This is a genomic window from Mesorhizobium sp. 113-1-2 (assembly GCF_016756475.1).
GTDB lineage: Bacteria > Pseudomonadota > Alphaproteobacteria > Rhizobiales > Rhizobiaceae > Mesorhizobium > Mesorhizobium loti_C.
In genome coordinates, this window is record NZ_AP023242.1 from 7043818 (window position 1) to 7062189 (window position 18372).

Sequence of the window (18372 nt, forward strand, 5' to 3'; positions counted from 1 at the left end):
ATGTTGCCGATCATGGCAAGCGTCTGTCTCGCCTGTATCGGCAGCGCCATGCTGACGACCGCGGTGTCGTTCCATCTGGGCAAACCCGGCGTCGACCCCAAAATCGTGCAGATCGTGCTGACCGCCTATCCGGTAGGCTTCCTGATCGGCTGCCTGATGACACGTCCATTGGTCGCCCGCTACGGCCATGAGCGGACCTTCCTGCTGATCCTGACAACAGCGCTGCTGTCGGCCCTGGGCTTCGTCTTCACCGACTTCATGCCGTTCTGGTTCTGCTTTCGGCTGCTGGGCGGCATGTCGATGGCCTCGATGTTCGTCGTCTGCGAGAGCTGGATCAATCTCTATGCCGAACAGCACAATCGCGGGGCGATGTTCTCGATCTACATGCTGACGACGGCGATCGCCGTGCTGCTCGGCCAGATCCTGGTCGCGCTTGTCGGTCCGCAATCTCCGCATCTGTTCTTGGTCGCGGCGGCGACGGTGCTTGTGGCGTTCGCGCCCAAATTCGCGGGGCTGCGCTGGCCGACGCTGCCTTCGGTGCCGGCAGACCCGGCGCCGGCGCCCGGAGCGAAGGCAGACAGGCGGCTCGGACCGCTCTCGCTTTTCAGGCTGGCGCCGGTGACGGTCGTCGCCATTTTCCAGGCCGGCATCACCAATATGAACATCTTCGTGCTGACGCCTCTTTACGGCACGCAGATCGGGCTGTCGGCGGCGGCCACGGTCTGGTTGGTGACCACGATCAGCATCGCCGGCATGCTCGCGCAGACCCCGGTCGGCTGGCTGTCGGACCGGTTCGACCGCCGCCTGATGCTGCTCGTGCAAGGGCTGGTGTCGGTGACGGCCTGCGCCGCGATCGCATGGGTCGGCACTTTCTCGGTGCCGCTGCTGTTCGTGCTGTTCTTCCTCTACGGTGCCACCGCGCTGACGATCTATCCGGTGGCGATGGCCTTCGGTGCATCGCAGCTTCATAGCCGGCACATGGTCGCCGCCTCCGGCACGCTGCTCCTGCTCTACTCGATCGGTAATGTGGCGACGCCGGGTGTCGCGGCGGGGTTGATGGCGCATCTTGGGCCTCCCGCCATGTTCCTGCTGCTCGGCGGCGGCGCTGCCCTGGTCACGCTCGCGGCCTGCTACAATCTTCTGCGCCGGCCGGTCACCGCGCCGGTCATGCAAAGCGTCGAGGAACGTGTTTGAGGTCGCCGCGATGAACCGATTGCAGGGAAGCGTTGTCCTGATCGCGGGCGCCGCAAGCGGCATTGGCGCCGCCATTGCCCGGCGCTGCGTTGCGGAAGGCGCCAGCGTAGTCTGCGCCGACCATGATCTCACGGCGGCAACACAGCTTGCCGACACACTTGGTCCTTCGGTTGCCGCCTGCCAATGTGACGTGACCGACATGAGTTCCGCCCGGGGCGCCGTCGAATTCGCGAAACAAAAATTCGGCCGGCTGGACGGACTGGTGCATAACGCCGCCGCGCCATCGACCAACGCCACCGTCGTCGATCTCGACGAACAGTCCTGGCGTCGCGAGCTCGACGTCAGCCTGACCGGTGCGTTCCTGATGAGCAAATACGCGGTGCCATTGATCGCGGCGGGTGGCGGCGGTTCGGTGGTGTTCATCGGCTCGCAGTTCGGACGCGTCGCCACCACCAGGGCCGTCGCCTATTGCGCCGCCAAGGCCGGGCTGATCCATCTCGCCAAGGCGATGGCGGTCGACCATGCGCCGGACAAGGTCCGCGTCAACAGCCTGTCGCCGGGCGCGGTGGCGACAACGCGGCTGCTGCGCAGATTTCCAGATTTCGAGGCCGCCAATGCAGGTCTTGGACCCGCGCATCTGCTCGGCCGCATCGCTGAGCCGGATGAGATCGCCGCGGCGGCGGCTTTCCTTTTGTCATCGGACGCATCCTTCGTCACCGGATCCGACATGCTCGTGGACGGCGGCTATGCGACGCGCTGACCCTCTTCGTTCAACTTCAAAGGAGTTCGCATGACGCTGCTCGTCACCGGAGGCACCGGCTTTGTCATGAGCGTGGTCGCACGCGCCTGGCTCGACCGCGATCCGCAAGCCCGTGCCGTGATCCTCGACCGGTCCGGCCTCGACGCGGCGGCCGAAAAGCATTTCGCCCCGGTGCGCGACCGGCTCACAGTGATCGCCGCCGATGTGCTCGACCCGAAGACCTGGTCCGCAACGCTGGACAAGCAAGGCATCACGGCAATCGTGCATGGCGCGACAATCACGCCGATCTCACGCGGCAGCGCCTTGGAGGCAAAACGCCAGCCGGAGGCCGAGGACCCGGCCCGCATCGTCGACGTCAATCTCATGGGCACCGTGCGGATGCTCGACTGGGCGCGCGCGAGGCCGGAGGTGAAACGCTTCGTCTATGTCAGCTCGGGCTCCGTCTACCGCCACAACGGACCTGACTGGGGCGGCGAGCCACTGCCGGAAGACGGCTATGTCGCGCCGCTGACGCTCTACGGCATCTCGAAATTCGCCTCCGAGATGGTGACCAACCGCTATGCCGACCTGTTCGGCCTGTCGGCGGTCTCGGTGCGGCTTGCTTCCGTCTACGGCCCGATGGACCGCGCCACCGAGAGCCGCAACTTTCGCCATGTTCCCAACCGCGTCGCGCATATGGCCCTGGCCGGCGAGACGATCAGGCCGAACAGCCTGGAGCCGGTCGGCGACTACGCCACCTCGACCGACGTTGCCGCCGCGATCCTCGCACTGATCGATGCGCCGTGCCTCAATTACCGCCACTACAACATCGGCTCCGGCTCCAGCCAGACCATCGGCGAGATCATCGGCTGGGCAAGGGAGCGTGTGCCCGGACTGAAAGTCGAGGTGACATCGGGAGAAGACGCCAACATCGTCCAGGATGTGAGACTGAAAGGCGGCATGTGGGGCGCGTATGACATCGCCCGCATCCTGCGCGACACCACATGGCGGCCGCGTCCCGGCAAGGAAGCCTTCCACGCTTACATGGACTGGATAGAAGCCAACGAAACCAGTTGAGAGGAATTTGCCATGACGCCGAGCGCTGCCCCGCAACCGCCCCAGCCGCGCGACTTCGTCGGCTATGGTTCCCGGCCGCCCTTCATGACCTGGCCCGGCGGCGTCAAGCTCGCCATCAACCTCGTGCTCAACTACGAGGAAGGCTCGGAGTACTCCTGGCTGGAAGACGGCCGAAACGACAATTGGGGCGAATACAATCTCACCTCCAGCCCGCCGGTGCGCGACCTCGGCACCGAGACGCATTTCGAATATGGCAGCCGTGCCGGCGTGTGGCGTCTGGCGCGGCTCTTCGATCGCCACGACATCCCGATCACCATCTCCGCTTGCGCGGTAGCGCTGGAGCGGAACCCGCCCTTCGTCGAATGGATGAAGACGCGGCGGCACGATCTGCTCGGCCACGGCCTGCGCTGGATCGACTACACGACCATGGAGCGCGGCGAGGAAAAGCGCCACCTGCATGAAGCGATCGCGCTTTACGAGAAGCTGCTGGGCAGGCGCCCCCTCGGCTGGAACTGCCGCTCGCTGCCCAGCGTCAACACGCGCGATTTGCTCGTCGAGGAAGGCGGCTTCCTCTACCACTCCGATCCCTGCAACGACGACCTACCCTATTTCCTCGACCATCGGGGGACCGAGATCCTGGTCGTGCCCTATTCCAAGACGCTCAATGACAGCCGCTATCTGGTGGCGCCCGGCTACAGCAATCCGCGCGACTTCGCCGAGGATTGCCGCTCGGCGATCGATTACATGCTCGACGAGGCGGACGAAACCGGCGGCCGCATGCTGACGATCGGCATCCACGCGCGCTGGATGGGCCAGCCCAACCGGGCGTCCGGGCTGCGCGAGGTGATCGAGCATGTGAAGCGGAACCCGGCCGCTGCCTTTATGCGGCGCGAAGACATTGCCCGGTTCTGGCTGGACAATCGTGCCGGCTTCGAGCGGCGCGGCTGACAAGAGCAACGAGAATGGCGACATGTTCGATACGCTGATCCGGGGAGCCACCATCGTCAACGCCGAAGGGTTCGAGCGGCGCGACGTGGGCATCACCGACGGCCGCATCGCGGCAATGATCGCGCCCGGCGAGACGGCTTCGGCTAGCACCGTTTTCGATGCGGCCGGTGCCTATCTGCTGCCCGGCCTGGTCGACGCGCATGCACATCTGCGCGAGCCCGGCCTGACGCACAAGGAGGACTTTTCCTCCGGCACGCATGCCGCGGCCCTTGGCGGCGTGACGACGGTGCTCGACATGCCGACAGACGAGCCGTGGACGGCCACGGCCGAACAGCTTGCCGACAAGATGGCGATGACCGATGGCCGCATCCATGTCGATCTCGGCTTCCAGGCCGTGGTCAGCAGCGACCTGTCGCACGTCTCAGGCCTGCTCGATCTCGCGCCGGTCTCGTTCGAACTGTTCACCGCCGATGTGCCCGACAACTTCCTCTTCGCGACGCTCGACACCGTGGCCGAGGCATTGAAGGCTTTCGCCGGCAGCGACACTTTGATCGGCATCTCGCCGGGCGATCAATCGATCCTTACCGGCAGCACACTGCGTGACCGCTCCGGCACCATCGCCGCCTTTCAGGCCAGCAGGCCGCCGCTGGCGGAAGCCAACGGCATTGCCCGGGCGTTTGTCGCCGCCGCCTCGGCCGAGGCCAGGATTCATGTCCGCCAGATCAATTCCGAACTCGGCGTCGAAACCTGGAGCCGGCTGCGCGGCATGGCCGACGCCAGCGTCGAAACCACGCCACAGAACCTGTTCTTCACGGCGCAGGATTACGAAACACAAGGCGCCAATCTGAAGGCCTCACCACCATTGCGCTCGCCGCATGATGTCGATGCGCTGCGCGCCGCGCTGAGCGCGGGGCTGATCGATATCGTCGCCACCGACCACGCGCCGCACAAGCCGGCCGAGAAGGCGGCGCCCTACGCGGCTTTCGCCGACATTCCGGGCGGCATGCCGGGGTTGCAGACGCTGCTGCAGGCGATGTTGAAGCTGGTCGACGAAGGCCTGATCGCCCTGCCCGATCTGGTGCGCCTGTGCGCCCGCAACCCGGCCGAGCGTTTTGGCCTTGGCCGGCGCAAGGGGAAGATCGCCACCGGCCACGATGCCGATATCCTCATTCTCGATCCGCGCCAGTCCAGCGCGATCGCCAATGCCGATCAGGTGTCGCGAGCGGGCTATACGCCATTCGACGGCTGGACCGTCCAGGCGCGGCTGACAAGTGTCTTCCTGCGCGGTCGCGAGATCGTGCGCGAGGGAAAGCTGACCGGCCCGAAAGTCGGAAACATTGTCACCCGGGAAAGCTGAGGACCATGCCCCTGCTCACAGACAAGACCGCCATCGTCACCGGAGGCAGTTCCGGCATCGGCCGCGCGATCGCGCTGAAATTCGCGGCCGAGGGCGCGAACGTCGTCATCGCCGACACGGTCGAGCAGCCGATCGAAGGCGGTGAGAGCACCATGGGGCTGATCCGCTCGGCCGGCGGAGCCGCCGTTTACATCCGGACCGACATATCCGACTGGAACGCCGTCGATGCGCTGGTCGGTGCGACGGTCGAGCAGTTCGGACGGCTCGATGTGATGGTCAATAACGCCGCGATCTACACCAGCACCAATCTGATCGAGACGTCGCCAGAGCAATGGAGCCGCGTCATCGGCGTCAATCTGACCGGCTTCTTCTACTGCTCGAAACGGGCGGTGATGCAGATGCTCGCCCAGGCGCCGGTCAACGACGTGCGCGGCCGCATCATCAACATCTCCTCGCAGCACGGCATGGTCGCCTGCCCCGGCGACTTTCCCTATTCGGTGAGCAAGGGTGGCATCGTGCAGATGACGCGGCAGATCGCTGTCGACCACGCCGACGACCTGATCATCTGCAACGCAATCGCACCCGGCAAGATCATCACCGGCAAGCCGGGCGTGGCCAACGACCCCGACGCACTCGACTATTCACATCGGCGCACGCCTTGGCCGCGACTCGGGACCCCGAACGATGTGGCAGGAGCCGCACTGTTCCTTGCCAGCGACATGGCGAGCTACGTCACCGGTATCAATTTGATGGTGGACGGTGGCTGGATGGCGGGCTGAAGGCTGGCTGGCCGCAATGCGACCAGTCGGGTTTTGGTCATTGCCTGATAAACGTGCCTCTGTAGGTCTGGCCGACGAGCGCATAGGTTACGGACAGGGTCCCGTCAGGCATCATGGTCAAGCTGATGTCCGCGCCATTCGGCAGGCGCCCGAGCTTCAACGTGCTCCCGACAATTCTTCCTTCACCGGCGGCCTCGCCCGGATTGTTGTCGCCCAGATTGCCCCAGGCAAAGGTGACCGTCACCTTGCCGTTCGCAGAAATCGTCTGAACGGCGACCTTGGCTTCATACGCGCCCTCCAATCGTCCAGCCCACATGCCTGAAAAAGCCGCGTACTTTGCCGGAACGCCCTTCGCCGGGGGAGTGATCGTCACGGATGTATCCATGATCGTAGAGCCAGCAGGAGCAGCGGCAGCCAAGGCCGGTTGAGGGGCGACCGGACCCGACGCGGGTTCGACAGCGGCGGGTTGCGGCTCCACGGGAGCCGATTGGCACGCAGCCAGGGCAAGTGCCGCCAAGCCCAGCATCGTGTTCCGCATCTAATTCTCCATGTCGTTCACGGACTATCGGCGGACCGCGGACATGCGCCGCACGATGTTTCAGCTCGATGCTTGTCGTCGAGAATCCCGGCGTTTCCGTCACGATTGCCGGCGACTATCGATCGCCGACATCGCGATCTGGCCATGGATACCGCGTTTCCCGAGACACAAGACCAACCTCAACGATTTTGTCAATGTAAGGCGCTGGTGTCTCGACCTCATCGATCGTCCAGCCGTCCAGTGTGCCTCCTTTCACCGGCGATGCCCCGCGGCCGGAATAAAGGTCGACTGCGGATCAAGACGAAGATCTGATTGACCGTCCAGGCCGGCCTGCGGGCGCAAGGCCTTCATGCGATATACGCAAAAACCCAGCTAGGCGACCGAAGCCGTCGTTTCGGCTCCCAGCACGGAAGACCGGTGCGCCGCACGGGCATATTTCTGGGCAATCATGGCGCAGACCATGAGCTGTATCTGATGGAAGAGCATCAGCGGCAGAACGATCGCGCCGACGCCCTGACCGGCAAAGATGACGTTGGCCATCGGCACGCCGCTCGCCAGGCTCTTCTTCGAGCCGCAAAAGGTGATCGTGATCTGGTCGGCCCTGTCGAAGCCAAGAAGCCGGCTGCCATAGGTCGTGCACAGAAGCACCAGGACGAGCAAGGCCATGTCGGCGACAACGACCACGGCAATGTCGCGCAGCGAGAACATGTGCCACAGTCCCTCGGCAACCGCCGTGCTGAAGGCCAGGTAGACGACCATCAGGATCGAGCCGCGATCGACAGGCATCAGCAAGGTCTTGCGAGCGCGTATCCACTTGCCGATCCGCGGTTCCAGCAGCTGCCCGAGCGCGAAGGGCAGGAGCAGTTGCATCAGGATCTGGCTCACCGCATCCCACGAAAATCCGCCGTGACCACCGATGGAGAAGAGCAGCCCGACGAGCAAGGGTGTCAGGAACATGCCAAAGATGTTGGAGGCGGACGCCGAGCAGATGGCCGCGGGGACATTGCCACCGGCCATCGAGGTGAATGCGATCGAGGACTGAACCGTCGACGGCAAGACACACAGAAAAAGAATACCGAGGTAAAGCGGCTTGGGCAGGATCGCGGCAGGCAGATAGCCAAGCGCCAGGCCCAGCAGCGGGAACAGGCCAAAGGTCGTCAGAAGGATGACCAGGTGCAGGCGCCAATGCATCAGGCCGGCAACAACGACATCGCGCGAGAGCCGCGCACCGTGCAGGAAGAACAGAAGCGCCACGGCAAGATTGGTCGCCACCGCGAACCATCCCGCGAACGCCCCTGTTGCAGGCGCGACCGACGCCAGCGCGACGGTGCATAACAGCAGGATCAGAAAGGTGTCCGGCAGAAAGCGGCGCATGACATGTTCGCTCCAGAGTGGTGGCGCCGTCTTCTCGCGCATTGCGAAACAGGATACAATGGATAACAGTTATCGTGATTTAGGATGTCAATGCTCGACCTGGTCCAACTGCGCAGCTTCGTCACCGTCCAGCAAATGGGAAGCTTTACCTTCGCGGCCGAGAGGCTGGGCCTCGGGCAATCCACCGTCAGCCAGCACATCGGCAAGCTGGAGACCGCGCTTGGCCGGCAATTGCTGGCCCGCGATACGCACAAGGTGGTGCTGACGCCAGACGGCGAAGCCCTGCTCGGCCATGCCCGGACCCTGTTGTCGATAGAGGGACAGGTCCAGGCGCTGTTCACTGCGCAGAGACTGCGCGGCACCTTGAGGCTCGGCGTATCCGAGGACCTGGTTGCCAGCCGTCTGCCGCTGGTGCTGGAGGATTTCGTCCGGTCTCATCCATCCGTCGACCTTGAACTGACCGTCGCGCTCAGTGGCGTGCTCTACCAGATGCAGGACAATGGCGAGCTCGATCTCGTCCTGGCCAAGCGCCGGCTGGGCGACAGCCGTGGCCGGCTCGTCTATCGCGAGCCGCTTGTCTGGCTTGCCCGCGATCCGGAACACGTCCTGTCGCTCGCAGCCTTGCCGTTGATTGCCTTCCCCGCGCCGAGCGTCACGCGCAGCATCGCGCTGGAAGTGCTCGAACGGCACCGCATGCCGTGGCGCATTGTCTGCACATGCGGAAGCCTGAGCGGGCTGACGGCCGCCGCCCGCGCCGGCATGGGGGTTCTGGTGCAACCGCAGAGCATGTCGCCGTCGGGCCTGAAGGAAATCGGCCGCCTGCCGCAGCTGGAAGATGTGGAATTCGTCCTGATCCCGAGCAAGGGCGCTGACAGGGCCCTCGTCTCGGCGCTTTCGGACGATATTCTGGCAAAGGTGAAAGGCCTGCGCTGACCCATTCCGTCGCAGGCCGATTTCACCTATTCCGCGGCAGCCTCGATCACCGGAGCGACCGGAGCCGGCGACGGGCTGCGTCCGATCCGCCACTGATAGGGTGGCGGCGTGCCGTTGACTGCGAAGTCGCCTACGATGCGATCCTTGTAGATGCGCGGGTTGTGGGAAGACAGGGTGCGAGCGTTGCGCCAATGGCGATCGAGGCCGATCGGCTTCCTGGTCGAGGACGCACCCAGCGCATCGAAGATAATCGTCGACGCCTCAAGGACCAGGTTTGTGACGACCGTCACCGCCTGCGATGTCTCGAGTTCGGCGACGGCGTTGGCCCTTTCCTCGGCATCGGCATCGCCGGCAAAGTGCGCCTGATAAGCACGTTCGATGGCTTGCGCCACCTGCAAGACGATCGCGCCAGCCGCATAGGCGTTGCTGCGAATGCGGCCGACGACCTGAAGCACTTGCGGATCCTGGCTCGAGCGTGGGCCGGCGCCATTGGAGTATGAGCGCTGGCGGGCGGCGACGGCGGCGGCCGTCTCGTTGGCGATCGCCCGACCGATACCGGCAAGGGTGGCAAGATGCACCAGCTGGTAGAAGGCGGCGCCATAGCGGAACTTGTCATCGTCGACCACGACATCGTCCGGGTCGACCGCCGCATCGGTAAAGGTCGTGGTGCCGCTGGCCGTAAGCGTCTGGCCAAAACCGTCCCAGTCGTCGACGACATCGACGCCCGGATCATCGCGGCGCACCTGCAAGACAATGCCTTTCCCGTCGAGCCCTGTCGCACCGACATCGATCCAGTCGGCGAACAGAGAGCCGGTGGTGTAGTATTTGGTGCCGTTGAGCACCAGCCTGCCATCCTTCTTCGAGATGCGGGTCGAGAAAGCGTCCTGTTTGGCATCGCCGATCTCGGTCCAGGCATTGCCGGCGATCTCGCCACGGGCAATCCGCTCCGCCCAGCGCTTGCGGCTCTCGCCTGGCGTCTTGTTGACGACATCCTCGACAAACCCGAAATGACCGCGCAGCGCCTGGGTGATGTTGGAATCGGCCTCCGACAGCTCGATCAGAATGTTGGCGAGTTCGGGCAGCGTCGCGCCAAGGCCACCTTCGGCTTCAGACAGGCGCAGCGCGCCGAGGCCCGCCTGCTTCAACTTCGCAATCTCCGCTACCGGCAGGTCGCGGCCAAGCTCCCGCTGGACCGCACCGGCGGCGATCTCTGCAAATATCGGCCGGAACCGTTCTGCCAGTGTCTCGTAGCGAGCGCTGGGGCCCGCGCCCCAAGCGGTATCGATCTGTGTCATTTTGCATTGTCCTGAAATTGGCCGCCCCACCCGGCGCGGGCGAAGCGGTCAGTGTGCTTTGGCGACATTGGCACCGCCCAGGTAAAAGTCCTGGACATCCTCGCGGGCGCGCAGTTCCTCGGCCGTTCCCGACAGAACGACGCGACCGTTTTCGAGGATGTAGCCGTAGTCGGCATAGCGAAGCGCGAGATTGGCGTTCTGCTCGGCAAGCAGGAAGCTGACGCCCTGCTCACGGTTCAGAACGCGGATGATCTCGAAGATTTCCTGCACGATGATCGGCGCGAGCCCCATCGACGGCTCGTCCAGCAGCACAAGGCTCGGCCTGGTCATCAGCGCGCGGCCGATAGCCACCATCTGCTGTTCGCCCCCGGAGGTCAGGCCGGCCTTGACCTTGCGCTTCTCCTTGAGGCGGGGAAACCATGTGTAGATCCGTTCGACGTCGCGCTGCAGGTCTGTCCTGTTCGGCTTGCGGAGGAAGCCGCCGGAGAGGATGTTTTCTTCGACCGTCAATTGCGCAAAGCAATGACGGCCCTCCAGCACCTGCACGACGCCTTTGGCGACGAGTCGGGACGCAGAGAGGCCGCTGACCGGCTCGCCCTGCCACAGGATGCTGCCGCGGCTGACCTTGCCGCGCTCTGGTCCAAGCAGATTGGAAACCGCCTTCAGCGTTGTGGTCTTGCCCGCGCCATTGGCGCCGAGCAGGGCAACGATCTTGCCTTGCTCGACCTTGAGCGACACGTCGCGCACGGCAAGGATCGCCTGACCATAGAGCGCTTCCATGTTCTGGATCTCGAGGATGCCTGTTGCTGAAATGGTCATGGGTCGATCCTGTCCGTGCGGGTTGATGTCAGTTCGTCGCAACGCGGGGCTCGATGCCTTTTTCCTTGGCGTAGGCGGCAGCCTTCGCCTTGATGACGTCGGCAAACAGCGAGGCGTCGGCCTTTATCCAATCGGTCCTTGTGTCCCAGGACTGACCGTTCCACTGGATGATCTTGGCGGCGATGGTTTCGCCCTTGTGGTTGTCGATGGAGGTTTTCAGCGGGCTGATGAGGCCTTCCGCGCCAAGCTCGGCGATCCGCTTCTGATCGATGTCGAGGTGTTCGAGCGCCCACTGGCCTTCGGCGGCGGTCAATGGCCTGTTGCCGAACTTCTTATGCCCGGTGCGTAGCGCCTCGACGAAGGTGATGGCTTCGATCACGCCGTAATTGTAGTAAACCGTGCCGAACTTCGAACTGTCCTTCAGGTCGGACTTGCCCTTGTCGAGAATGTCAGATTTGAGCGTGTTCAAGATGCCGTAGTCGGTGCCCGGCGGGAAGACGGAGACGGCGAGGTAGCCTTTGGCGGCGGCGCCCGCCGGACGGGCATCGTCCTCCGAACCGCTCCAGATATCACCGATGATGCGATCGGCGGGGAAGCCGACGCGGGCCGCTGTCTTGATCGCCACCGGCGTCATGACGCCCCAGCCGCGCAGAAAGACCCAGTCGGCGTTTGCACGGCGGATCTGCTGCCACTGTGTCTGCTGCTGTTCGCCGGGATGCGGAACCGGGATCTGGATGTCCTCGAAGCCGTATTTCTTGGCAAGGATGCCGAGCGGCTCGATCGTATCACGACCATAGCCGCTATCGTGATAGAGCGTCGCGATCTTCAGGCCCTTGAGCTTGTCATAGCCGCCCGCCTGCTGGGCGATGTAATCGACGATGATCTGGGCTTCGCTCCAGTAGTCGAACACCAGCGGATACTGGTAGGGAAACACGCGACCGTCTGTGGCGATGTTCTGGCCGCCGCCAGGGCTGACGATCGGGATCTTGTCGATGCGAGCCTTGTCGGTGAGGGCCACGTCGAGACCGCTCGAATGCGGATAGATTGCCGCCGTCAGCGCGCCATTATAGCCGTTCTTGTAGCGCTCGTAGCATTCGATGCCGCGCTCGATCGTGTAGGCCGTCTCGCACTCCTGGACCAGGATCTTGACGCCATCGACACCGCCCTCGACCTCATTGATGTATCGCAGATAATCGATATTGCCGGCGCCGAACGGAATGAACGATGGGGCATAGGGCCCGGTGCGGTAGGTGAACAGCGGATAGAGCTGTTGGCCAGTGCCGTCTTCGGCGAAGGACGCGCTGCCCAGCAGCGTGACGGCCATCGCGGCAGCGGCCGCCAGCGACATGGTCTTGGTTAGCAATGACATTGTGCAACCCTTGTTTGAGTGGTTTGGAGAAAGTGACGACCGATGCTTGGGAGGAGGCGAAAGACCCGGCGCCGAGGTGTTTCGTCTGTCTGGTTTCAGTTCGATGATCGTGCTCGCGAGCGAAGGGCTTCCACGCCGCGCCTTCCCAGACTCGACAATCCATCCGGCTCCTTGATCAGCAGCACGATGATGATCGTGCCGAAGATGATGTGCTGCAGGTTTGCCAGCGCGCCCTGGTCGCCGAGGAATGACAGATCGATCACCAGCGACAGCCGGTCGAGCAGGATCGGCGTCAGCACGATGAAGGCGGCGCCGAGAAAATTGCCGAAGATGGTTGCCACGCCGCCGATGATGACGATGAACAGGATCTGGAACGATTTATCGAGATTGAACGCATGCGCGTCCGCGGTGCCGAGATATCCGAAGGCCCAGAGCGCGCCGGCGATGCCGAGGAAAAACGAGCTTATGCCGAAGGACAGAAGTTTGCGGCGCGCAACGCGGATGCCGATCACCGAGGCAGCGACATCCATGTCGCGGATCGCCATCCATTCGCGGCCGACACGGCTTTTGACGATGGCGAAGGCCAGCGCGATGAGCAGCACCGTGGTTGCGATCACCAGATAGTAGCGGCCGGTGGCCGACTGCAGGTCATAGTCGAGGATCTGCAGTCGAGGCGCCGAGATGGTCAGCGACTGGCTGTCATTCGAAAACCAGCTGAAATTGGTGAACAGCCATTCGAACAGGAACTGGGCGCCCAGCGTCGAAGCGCCGAGATAGAAGCCCTTGATGCGCAGCGACGGCAGCCCGAAGATGACGCCGGCAATCGCCGCGATCAGGCCGGCAAGGATCAGAACGACCGGCAGCGGCAAGAATGGCGCGCGCAACAGCAAATTGTAGGTCGAGAAGGCGCCGATCGACATGAAGGCAGCCGAACCGATCGACACAAGCCCGGTATAGCCCATCAAAAGGTTCAGGCCGATGCCCGCAAGCCCCATGATCACCGTCGGGATGATGATCGAACTCAGCCAGTAATCGTCGGCAAGAGCCGGCACCGCGAAGGCGGCGATCAGGCCAGCGACGATGGCGATGGTGCCGCCCCCAAAGGCAAGCCGGCGGAGCGGCTTGGTCGGGGCGGATTCCTGCAGCGTGGTCACGATCAGACCCTTTCGATTTCGCGGTCGCCGAACAGGCCGGCCGGACGCACCAGCAGGAAGCCGACAGCGAGGATGTAGGCAAACCAGGTGGAAACGCTGCCATTGACCAGCGGGCCGACATAGATGTCGGCCAATGCCTCGGTCGCGCCGACCAGCAGGCCGCCGGCGATGGCGCCCGGGATGGACGAGAAGCCGCCGATGATCAGCACCGGCAGCGCCTTGAGCGTCACCAGCGACAGCGAATATTGCACGCCCTGGCGCGATCCCCAGACAAGGCCGGCAACCAGGGCGACGATGCCGGCGACGCTCCAGACGAGGCGCCAGATGACGGGCAGGCGGATGCCGATCGACTGCGCCGCAAGCGTGTCGGAAGCCACCGCCCGAAGCGAGATGCCCATGCGCGTCTTGTTGAAAGCGATAGCCAGAGTGGCGACCAGCGTCAGCGCGATCAACGAGGCGATGATGTCGAACTGGCTGACATAGATGCCGCCGACCTGCACGGCGACATCGGGGATGCCGAGATCGAGCATGTGAACATCCATGCCCATCAGCAGTTGGGCAAAGCCCTCGATGACGTAGCTCAATCCCAAAGTGGCCATGAACAGGGTCAACGGATCGCGGTTGCGCAACGGCCGCAGCACCAGCCACTCGATCAGGATCGCCATCGCCACCATGACGAGCGATGTGACGATGAAGGCCAGGGCGAACGGCATGCCGTTCTCGATCAGGGTGACGAAGCTCAGCGCCGCAAACAGCAGCATCGCCCCTTGCGCGAAATTGAAGACTCCGGATGCCTTGTAGATGAGCACGAAGCCAATCGCGACGAGTGAGTACATCACTCCGGCAAACAGACCGCTGACCAATGTTTCAAGGAAATAGGACATGGGTTCCTCAGTGAACCGTGCCGAGATAGGCGGCTATCACGTCGGGGTTCTTGCGCACCTCGTCGGGCGCCCCGTCCGCGAGCTTGCGGCCGTAGTCGAGCACCACCACATGGCTGGCGAGGTTGAGCACGATGCCGACATCGTGTTCGATCAGCACCACGGTCGAGCCGAAGACGCGATTGACCTCGCGGATCACGCGGCTCATCTCCTCCTTCTCCTCCTGGTTCATGCCGGCCATCGGTTCGTCGAGCAGCAGCAGCTTCGGGCCGGCGACCAATGCCCGGGCGAGATCGACGCGTTTCTGCAGGCCGTAAGGAAGTGTCGAAACGATCCTTCCCGCATGGCGGTCGAGCCCAAGGAACGACATGGTGCGCTCGGCGCGGGCAAGGAAGCCTTGGCGCTCGGCGCCGTCCCTGCCCAGCCGGAAGATGTTTTCGAAAAAGCTGGCGTTGCCATGACGAGAGAGACCGGCCAAGACGTTCTCGCGCACCGACAGGCGGCGGAACAACGCATTGTGCTGGAAGGTCCGGCCGATGCCGAGATGGGCTGCCTTCTGCGGATGGATCGCTTCGAAGCGCAGCCCGTCGAAGACGATGTCGCCGGCGTCGGCGCGGTAGACGCCATTGATGACGTTGAGAAGCGAGCTCTTGCCGGCGCCATTCGGGCCGATCAGGGCGCAGATCTCACCCTTGGCGACGCTGAAGCTCAGCGCATTCAGCGCTCGCACGCCCTTGAAGGACAGCGACACGTCGCGGAGTTCCAGCAGGCCGGCCATCACGCACTCACGGATTTTAGACGGGCCGCCGAGGTCCGTTCGGCTTCGCGACGCTTGACGGCTTCGATGTCACGATAGCCGTCGGCGGGATGCGTCGCAGGAAGATAGGGCCCTTCGCCGAACAGCTTTTCACGCAACGTGCCGGACTTGTAGGCGGTGGGATAGACGCCGCGCTTCTGCAACTCTGGCACGAGCAGGTCGACGGCGGCCTCAAAGCTTTCGGGCGTCACCGCATAGGCGAGGTTGAAGCCATCGACGCCGGTTTCATCGACCCATTCCTGCAGGATGTCGGCGATGGTGCCGGGCGAGCCGACGAAGACAGGCCCGACGCCACCGATGCCGCCCCATTTCGCCAGCTCCTCGACGGTCCAGGCCTTGTCCTTGCCGGCGAAGTGCTCGACCATCGAAACGATGGCGTTGGTCTCGACCTTCTTGAGCGCGTCGGTTGGCGCATACTGGCCGAAATCGATGCCGCTCCAGCCGGACATGAACACCAGTGAGCCGTCATAGGACGTATAGCTCTGATACTCCTTGAAACGCTTCCGGGCCTTTTCGTCCGTTTCATCGATGATCAGCGTGGTGAGGTTGTAGATCAGAACCTTCTTCGGATTTCGGCCCGCGGCGGCTGCCTTTTGGCGGATTTCGGAAACATAGGCCTTGAGCAGCGATTTGGTCGGCGCGCCGACGAAGACGCACTCGGCATGCGCGGCGGCGAAGGCCTTGCCCGGACCCGAGGCGCCCGCCTGATAGAGAACCGGGGTGCGCTGCGGCGACGGCTCCGACAGATGGTAGCCGGGCACCTCGAAGAACTTGCCCTTGTGGCCGATCTCGTGGACCTTGCTGGGGTCGGTGAAGATGCCGCGGACCGGATCGCGCAGCACCGCGCCCTCCTCCCAACTGCCTTCGAACAGCTTGTAGAGCACCTCGACATATTCGGACGCGACCTCGTAGCGGTTGTCATGGCTCTTCAAGCCGGTCTGGCCGACATTCTTGGCGCCACTTTCCAGATACGAGGTGACGATGTTCCAGCCCACCCGACCCTTGGTGTGGTGGTCGGCGGTCGAAAGGCGGCGGGCGAATGTGTAGGGATGTTCGAACGAGGTCGAGGCGGTAATGCCGATGCCGAGATGTTCGGTGGCAAGCGCGATCGGCGCGGCCAATTGCAAGGGATCATTGACCGGAATCTGCGCCGCCTGCTCGATCGCGTGGTAGTTCGAGCCCTTGTAGACGTCGTAGTAGCCGATGACGTCGGCGATGAATATGCCGTCGAAAATACCGCGCTCGAGCGTCCGAGCCAGGTCCTGCCAGTAGTCCAGATCCTTGTATTTCCAGGACTTATCGCGCGGATGCTTCCACAGGCCAGGGGATTGATGGCCAACGCAATTCATGTCGAAAGCGTTGAAGCGAATATGCCGACCCATCCGTCACTCCTTTGATAGCCCTGTCAGGCGACAGCGGGAGGAAACTAACGGTAAGCCGGCCGTCAACGAAGACAGAATATAATGTCTATGGATTATATAGAGAATTATTATTCCGCGCCGGGCGCGCATCGTGGTTTCCCCGAGACGCGGCTTGGGACGCCGGAAGAGGGTGACCATGGCAAAGCTGAAACAAGCGCGCGGCGAGCAGCCGCATCAAGCGCAGCGCTGCTGAGCGCAGCGGGCTCCTAAGAGCTATCGCCAACTGCAACCGGTGCCAATACGCGGCAGAGATCGTCTGAACTGGCGAGCGCCTTCGAGAATTTGAGGCTGTGGCCGAGTTGGACAACCTAATGGTACCGTTGGCTGGGATCGGTCTGCAACATAAAATATTGTTTTTATTTACTTTTTTAGACCAGAACTCTCGATTTGTATCACAATAGGTATCACAATATGTAGCACATTCCGGTGTCGCTTGCTGACGGTTCGGCCGGCCAGAGACGTCGAGGTTAGGAGCCTCGTTCGGAATGGCCGCAATGGGGCCGTAGGCAGACAGACTGGTTTCGGGAACCAGACGCGAACGGCTGCCGCTCCGGGGCGCGCCGCCTTGGCGAAGGTGGGCGGTATCGAGAGAACAGGCGCGCCCTTAGTTTATCCTTGCGCCGCTCTGGGCGTCGAACAGATGCACCTTACGCACCATAATCTCCAGATTAACCTCTTGATCAGGTTTGAATGGTGGCTGTTCCCGGATTTCGGCCATCAGGTCGACGCCATCAGCAGTTAAGATGATTTCCTGCGCTTCGCCGGTCGGCTCGACCACCTGGACCTTGGCCTTTGCGTGGCTGCCGCCTACAGCGATGTGCTGAGGGCGTATCCCGTAAACCACGCCTTGCCTGTCCCCTATCCTCGCCTCCCTCGGCAAGGGCAGACGCAGGCCCTGCTCGGCGATGAACGCGCCGTTGTCGATTCGGCCTTTGATCAGGTTCATCTCCGGGGAGCCGATGAAGCTCGCGACGAACAGATTGGCCGGGTTCTCGTAGAGCTCGGAGGGGGTGCCGATCTGTTCGATGCGGCCTTTGTTCAGCACCACGATGCGGTCGGCGAGCGTCATCGCTTCGGTCTGGTCGTGAGTGACGTAAATGCTCGTTCGCCCTAGCCGTTGGTGAAGTTTCTTGATCTCGGCGCGCATCTTGACACGCAACTTGGCGTCGAGGTTGCTGAGCGGCTCATCGAACAGGAAGGCGGAGGGGTCGCGCACGATGGCGCGGCCCATGGCGACGCGCTGGCGCTGGCCGCCGGACAACTGCCGCGGCATGCGGCCGAGCAGATCCTGCAGGCCAAGGATTTCGGCCGCAGCCTTCACCCTCGAGACGATCTCTTGCCTGGGAACCTTGGCCAGCCGAAGCGCGAAGCTCATATTGTCGGCCACGCTCATATGCGGATAGAGCGCGTAGCTCTGGAAGACCATCGCTATGTCGCGCGACTTGGCGGGCATCTCGTCGACGACACGTCCGCCGATGCGGATCTCGCCCGTCGTCTGCTCTTCCAGCCCGGCTATCATGCGCAGCAGCGTCGACTTCCCGCAGCCCGACGGGCCGACCAGCACCACAAACTCGCCGCTGGCGATCTCGATGTTCACGTCGCGCAGAACTTCCACGGCGCCGAAGCTCTTGCCGAGCTGTTCTATCTCGATTGCAGACATCTGGTTTCCTCCCGTTC

The 18372-nt window shown here is 63.2% G+C and carries 17 protein-coding genes; 7 read left to right on the forward strand and 10 right to left on the reverse strand.

Features of this window, described 5'->3' with window-relative positions:
* The first annotated feature begins 12 nt into the window (after positions 1–12).
* Genes JN279_RS33985 through JN279_RS34010 form a run of 6 tightly spaced genes read left to right on the forward strand, consistent with a single transcriptional unit; the run spans position 13 to position 6094 of the window.
* A complete protein-coding gene (locus tag JN279_RS33985) occupies positions 13–1194 on the forward strand; it encodes an MFS transporter (protein ID WP_342216297.1) in 1182 nt (393 codons plus the stop codon).
* A gap of 10 nt (positions 1195–1204) precedes the next feature.
* Positions 1205–1954 (forward strand): SDR family NAD(P)-dependent oxidoreductase, encoded by a 750-nt coding sequence (locus JN279_RS33990; protein ID WP_096458663.1) that lies wholly within the window; start codon positions 1205–1207, stop codon positions 1952–1954.
* A gap of 30 nt (positions 1955–1984) precedes the next feature.
* The gene (locus JN279_RS33995; RefSeq protein WP_096454289.1) at positions 1985–3010 is read left to right on the forward strand and encodes an NAD-dependent epimerase/dehydratase family protein; all 1026 of its coding nucleotides are present in this window, start codon (positions 1985–1987) and stop codon (positions 3008–3010) included.
* Positions 3011–3022: 12 nt separating this feature from the next.
* The gene (locus tag JN279_RS34000; protein WP_096454287.1) at positions 3023–3958 is read left to right on the forward strand and encodes a polysaccharide deacetylase family protein; all 936 of its coding nucleotides are present in this window, start codon (positions 3023–3025) and stop codon (positions 3956–3958) included.
* Positions 3933–5315, forward strand: a complete 1383-nt coding sequence (locus tag JN279_RS34005) for a dihydroorotase (protein WP_244734276.1) — start codon at positions 3933–3935, stop codon at positions 5313–5315. The genes JN279_RS34000 and JN279_RS34005 overlap by 26 nt, the downstream gene beginning before the upstream one ends.
* Before the next feature lie 5 nt (positions 5316–5320).
* Complete coding sequence (locus JN279_RS34010; protein ID WP_202351392.1) at positions 5321–6094, forward strand: SDR family NAD(P)-dependent oxidoreductase; 774 nt, start codon at positions 5321–5323, stop codon at positions 6092–6094.
* A gap of 37 nt (positions 6095–6131) precedes the next feature.
* On the opposite strand, the gene JN279_RS38435 is transcribed toward JN279_RS34010, so the two are convergent.
* Both JN279_RS38435 and JN279_RS34020 read right to left on the reverse strand, forming a co-directional pair.
* Entirely contained in the window at positions 6132–6632 is a 501-nt protein-coding gene (locus JN279_RS38435; protein ID WP_096454283.1) for a hypothetical protein, read from the reverse strand.
* A 372-nt stretch (positions 6633–7004) separates the two neighbouring features.
* Entirely contained in the window at positions 7005–8006 is a 1002-nt protein-coding gene (locus JN279_RS34020; RefSeq protein ID WP_096458657.1) for a bile acid:sodium symporter family protein, read from the reverse strand.
* A 90-nt stretch (positions 8007–8096) separates the two neighbouring features.
* Between JN279_RS34020 and JN279_RS34025 the strand changes: the two genes are divergently transcribed.
* Complete coding sequence (locus JN279_RS34025; protein ID WP_096454281.1) at positions 8097–8939, forward strand: LysR substrate-binding domain-containing protein; 843 nt, start codon at positions 8097–8099, stop codon at positions 8937–8939.
* Between the two features lie 26 nt (positions 8940–8965).
* Here the strand turns inward: JN279_RS34025 and JN279_RS34030 are convergent, their stop codons facing one another.
* The 8 genes from JN279_RS34030 to JN279_RS34065 form a co-directional block, all read right to left on the reverse strand.
* On the reverse strand, positions 8966–10234 hold the full coding sequence (locus JN279_RS34030; protein ID WP_096454279.1) for an acyl-CoA dehydrogenase family protein: 1269 nt from the start codon (positions 10232–10234) through the stop codon (positions 8966–8968).
* 48 nt (positions 10235–10282) lie between these two features.
* Positions 10283–11053, reverse strand: a complete 771-nt coding sequence (locus JN279_RS34035; protein WP_096454277.1) for an ABC transporter ATP-binding protein — start codon at positions 11051–11053, stop codon at positions 10283–10285.
* Positions 11054–11081: 28 nt separating this feature from the next.
* On the reverse strand, positions 11082–12422 hold the full coding sequence (locus tag JN279_RS34040) for an ABC transporter substrate-binding protein (protein ID WP_096454275.1): 1341 nt from the start codon (positions 12420–12422) through the stop codon (positions 11082–11084).
* A gap of 95 nt (positions 12423–12517) precedes the next feature.
* Positions 12518–13576, reverse strand: coding sequence for a branched-chain amino acid ABC transporter permease (locus JN279_RS34045; protein ID WP_202351393.1), 1059 nt, complete (start codon positions 13574–13576; stop codon positions 12518–12520).
* Positions 13577–13578: 2 nt separating this feature from the next.
* Positions 13579–14460: a branched-chain amino acid ABC transporter permease gene (locus JN279_RS34050; RefSeq protein ID WP_096454273.1), complete on the reverse strand. Its 882-nt coding sequence runs from the start codon at positions 14458–14460 to the stop codon at positions 13579–13581.
* Between the two features lie 7 nt (positions 14461–14467).
* The gene (locus JN279_RS34055; protein ID WP_202351394.1) at positions 14468–15235 is read right to left on the reverse strand and encodes an ABC transporter ATP-binding protein; all 768 of its coding nucleotides are present in this window, start codon (positions 15233–15235) and stop codon (positions 14468–14470) included.
* Positions 15235–16656, reverse strand: a complete 1422-nt coding sequence (locus JN279_RS34060) for an LLM class flavin-dependent oxidoreductase (protein WP_202351395.1) — start codon at positions 16654–16656, stop codon at positions 15235–15237. Before JN279_RS34060 ends, JN279_RS34055 begins: the two co-directional genes overlap by 1 nt.
* Positions 16657–17299: 643 nt before the next feature.
* Positions 17300–18355: an ABC transporter ATP-binding protein gene (locus JN279_RS34065; protein ID WP_096454269.1), complete on the reverse strand. Its 1056-nt coding sequence runs from the start codon at positions 18353–18355 to the stop codon at positions 17300–17302.
* Between the last annotated feature and the right edge of the window lie 17 nt (positions 18356–18372).

Excerpts from the sequence above, each read along its gene's own strand:
- JN279_RS33990 (WP_096458663.1), top strand. The coding sequence starts at position 1,205 with ATGAACCGATTGCAGGGAAGCGTTGTCCTGATCGCGGGCGCCGCAAGC.
- JN279_RS34060 (WP_202351395.1), bottom strand. The coding sequence starts at position 16,656 with ATGGGTCGGCATATTCGCTTCAACGCTTTCGACATGAATTGCGTTGGC.
- JN279_RS38435 (WP_096454283.1), bottom strand. The coding sequence starts at position 6,632 with ATGCGGAACACGATGCTGGGCTTGGCGGCACTTGCCCTGGCTGCGTGC.
- JN279_RS34040 (WP_096454275.1), bottom strand. The coding sequence starts at position 12,422 with ATGTCATTGCTAACCAAGACCATGTCGCTGGCGGCCGCTGCCGCGATG.
- JN279_RS34050 (WP_096454273.1), bottom strand. The coding sequence starts at position 14,460 with ATGTCCTATTTCCTTGAAACATTGGTCAGCGGTCTGTTTGCCGGAGTG.
- JN279_RS34035 (WP_096454277.1), bottom strand. The coding sequence starts at position 11,053 with ATGACCATTTCAGCAACAGGCATCCTCGAGATCCAGAACATGGAAGCG.
- JN279_RS34055 (WP_202351394.1), bottom strand. The coding sequence starts at position 15,235 with ATGGCCGGCCTGCTGGAACTCCGCGACGTGTCGCTGTCCTTCAAGGGC.
- JN279_RS34010 (WP_202351392.1), top strand. The coding sequence starts at position 5,321 with ATGCCCCTGCTCACAGACAAGACCGCCATCGTCACCGGAGGCAGTTCC.
- JN279_RS34030 (WP_096454279.1), bottom strand. The coding sequence starts at position 10,234 with ATGACACAGATCGATACCGCTTGGGGCGCGGGCCCCAGCGCTCGCTAC.
- JN279_RS33995 (WP_096454289.1), top strand. The coding sequence starts at position 1,985 with ATGACGCTGCTCGTCACCGGAGGCACCGGCTTTGTCATGAGCGTGGTC.
- JN279_RS34020 (WP_096458657.1), bottom strand. The coding sequence starts at position 8,006 with ATGCGCCGCTTTCTGCCGGACACCTTTCTGATCCTGCTGTTATGCACC.
- JN279_RS34000 (WP_096454287.1), top strand. The coding sequence starts at position 3,023 with ATGACGCCGAGCGCTGCCCCGCAACCGCCCCAGCCGCGCGACTTCGTC.
- JN279_RS33985 (WP_342216297.1), top strand. The coding sequence starts at position 13 with ATGGCAAGCGTCTGTCTCGCCTGTATCGGCAGCGCCATGCTGACGACC.
- JN279_RS34065 (WP_096454269.1), bottom strand. The coding sequence starts at position 18,355 with ATGTCTGCAATCGAGATAGAACAGCTCGGCAAGAGCTTCGGCGCCGTG.
- JN279_RS34025 (WP_096454281.1), top strand. The coding sequence starts at position 8,097 with ATGCTCGACCTGGTCCAACTGCGCAGCTTCGTCACCGTCCAGCAAATG.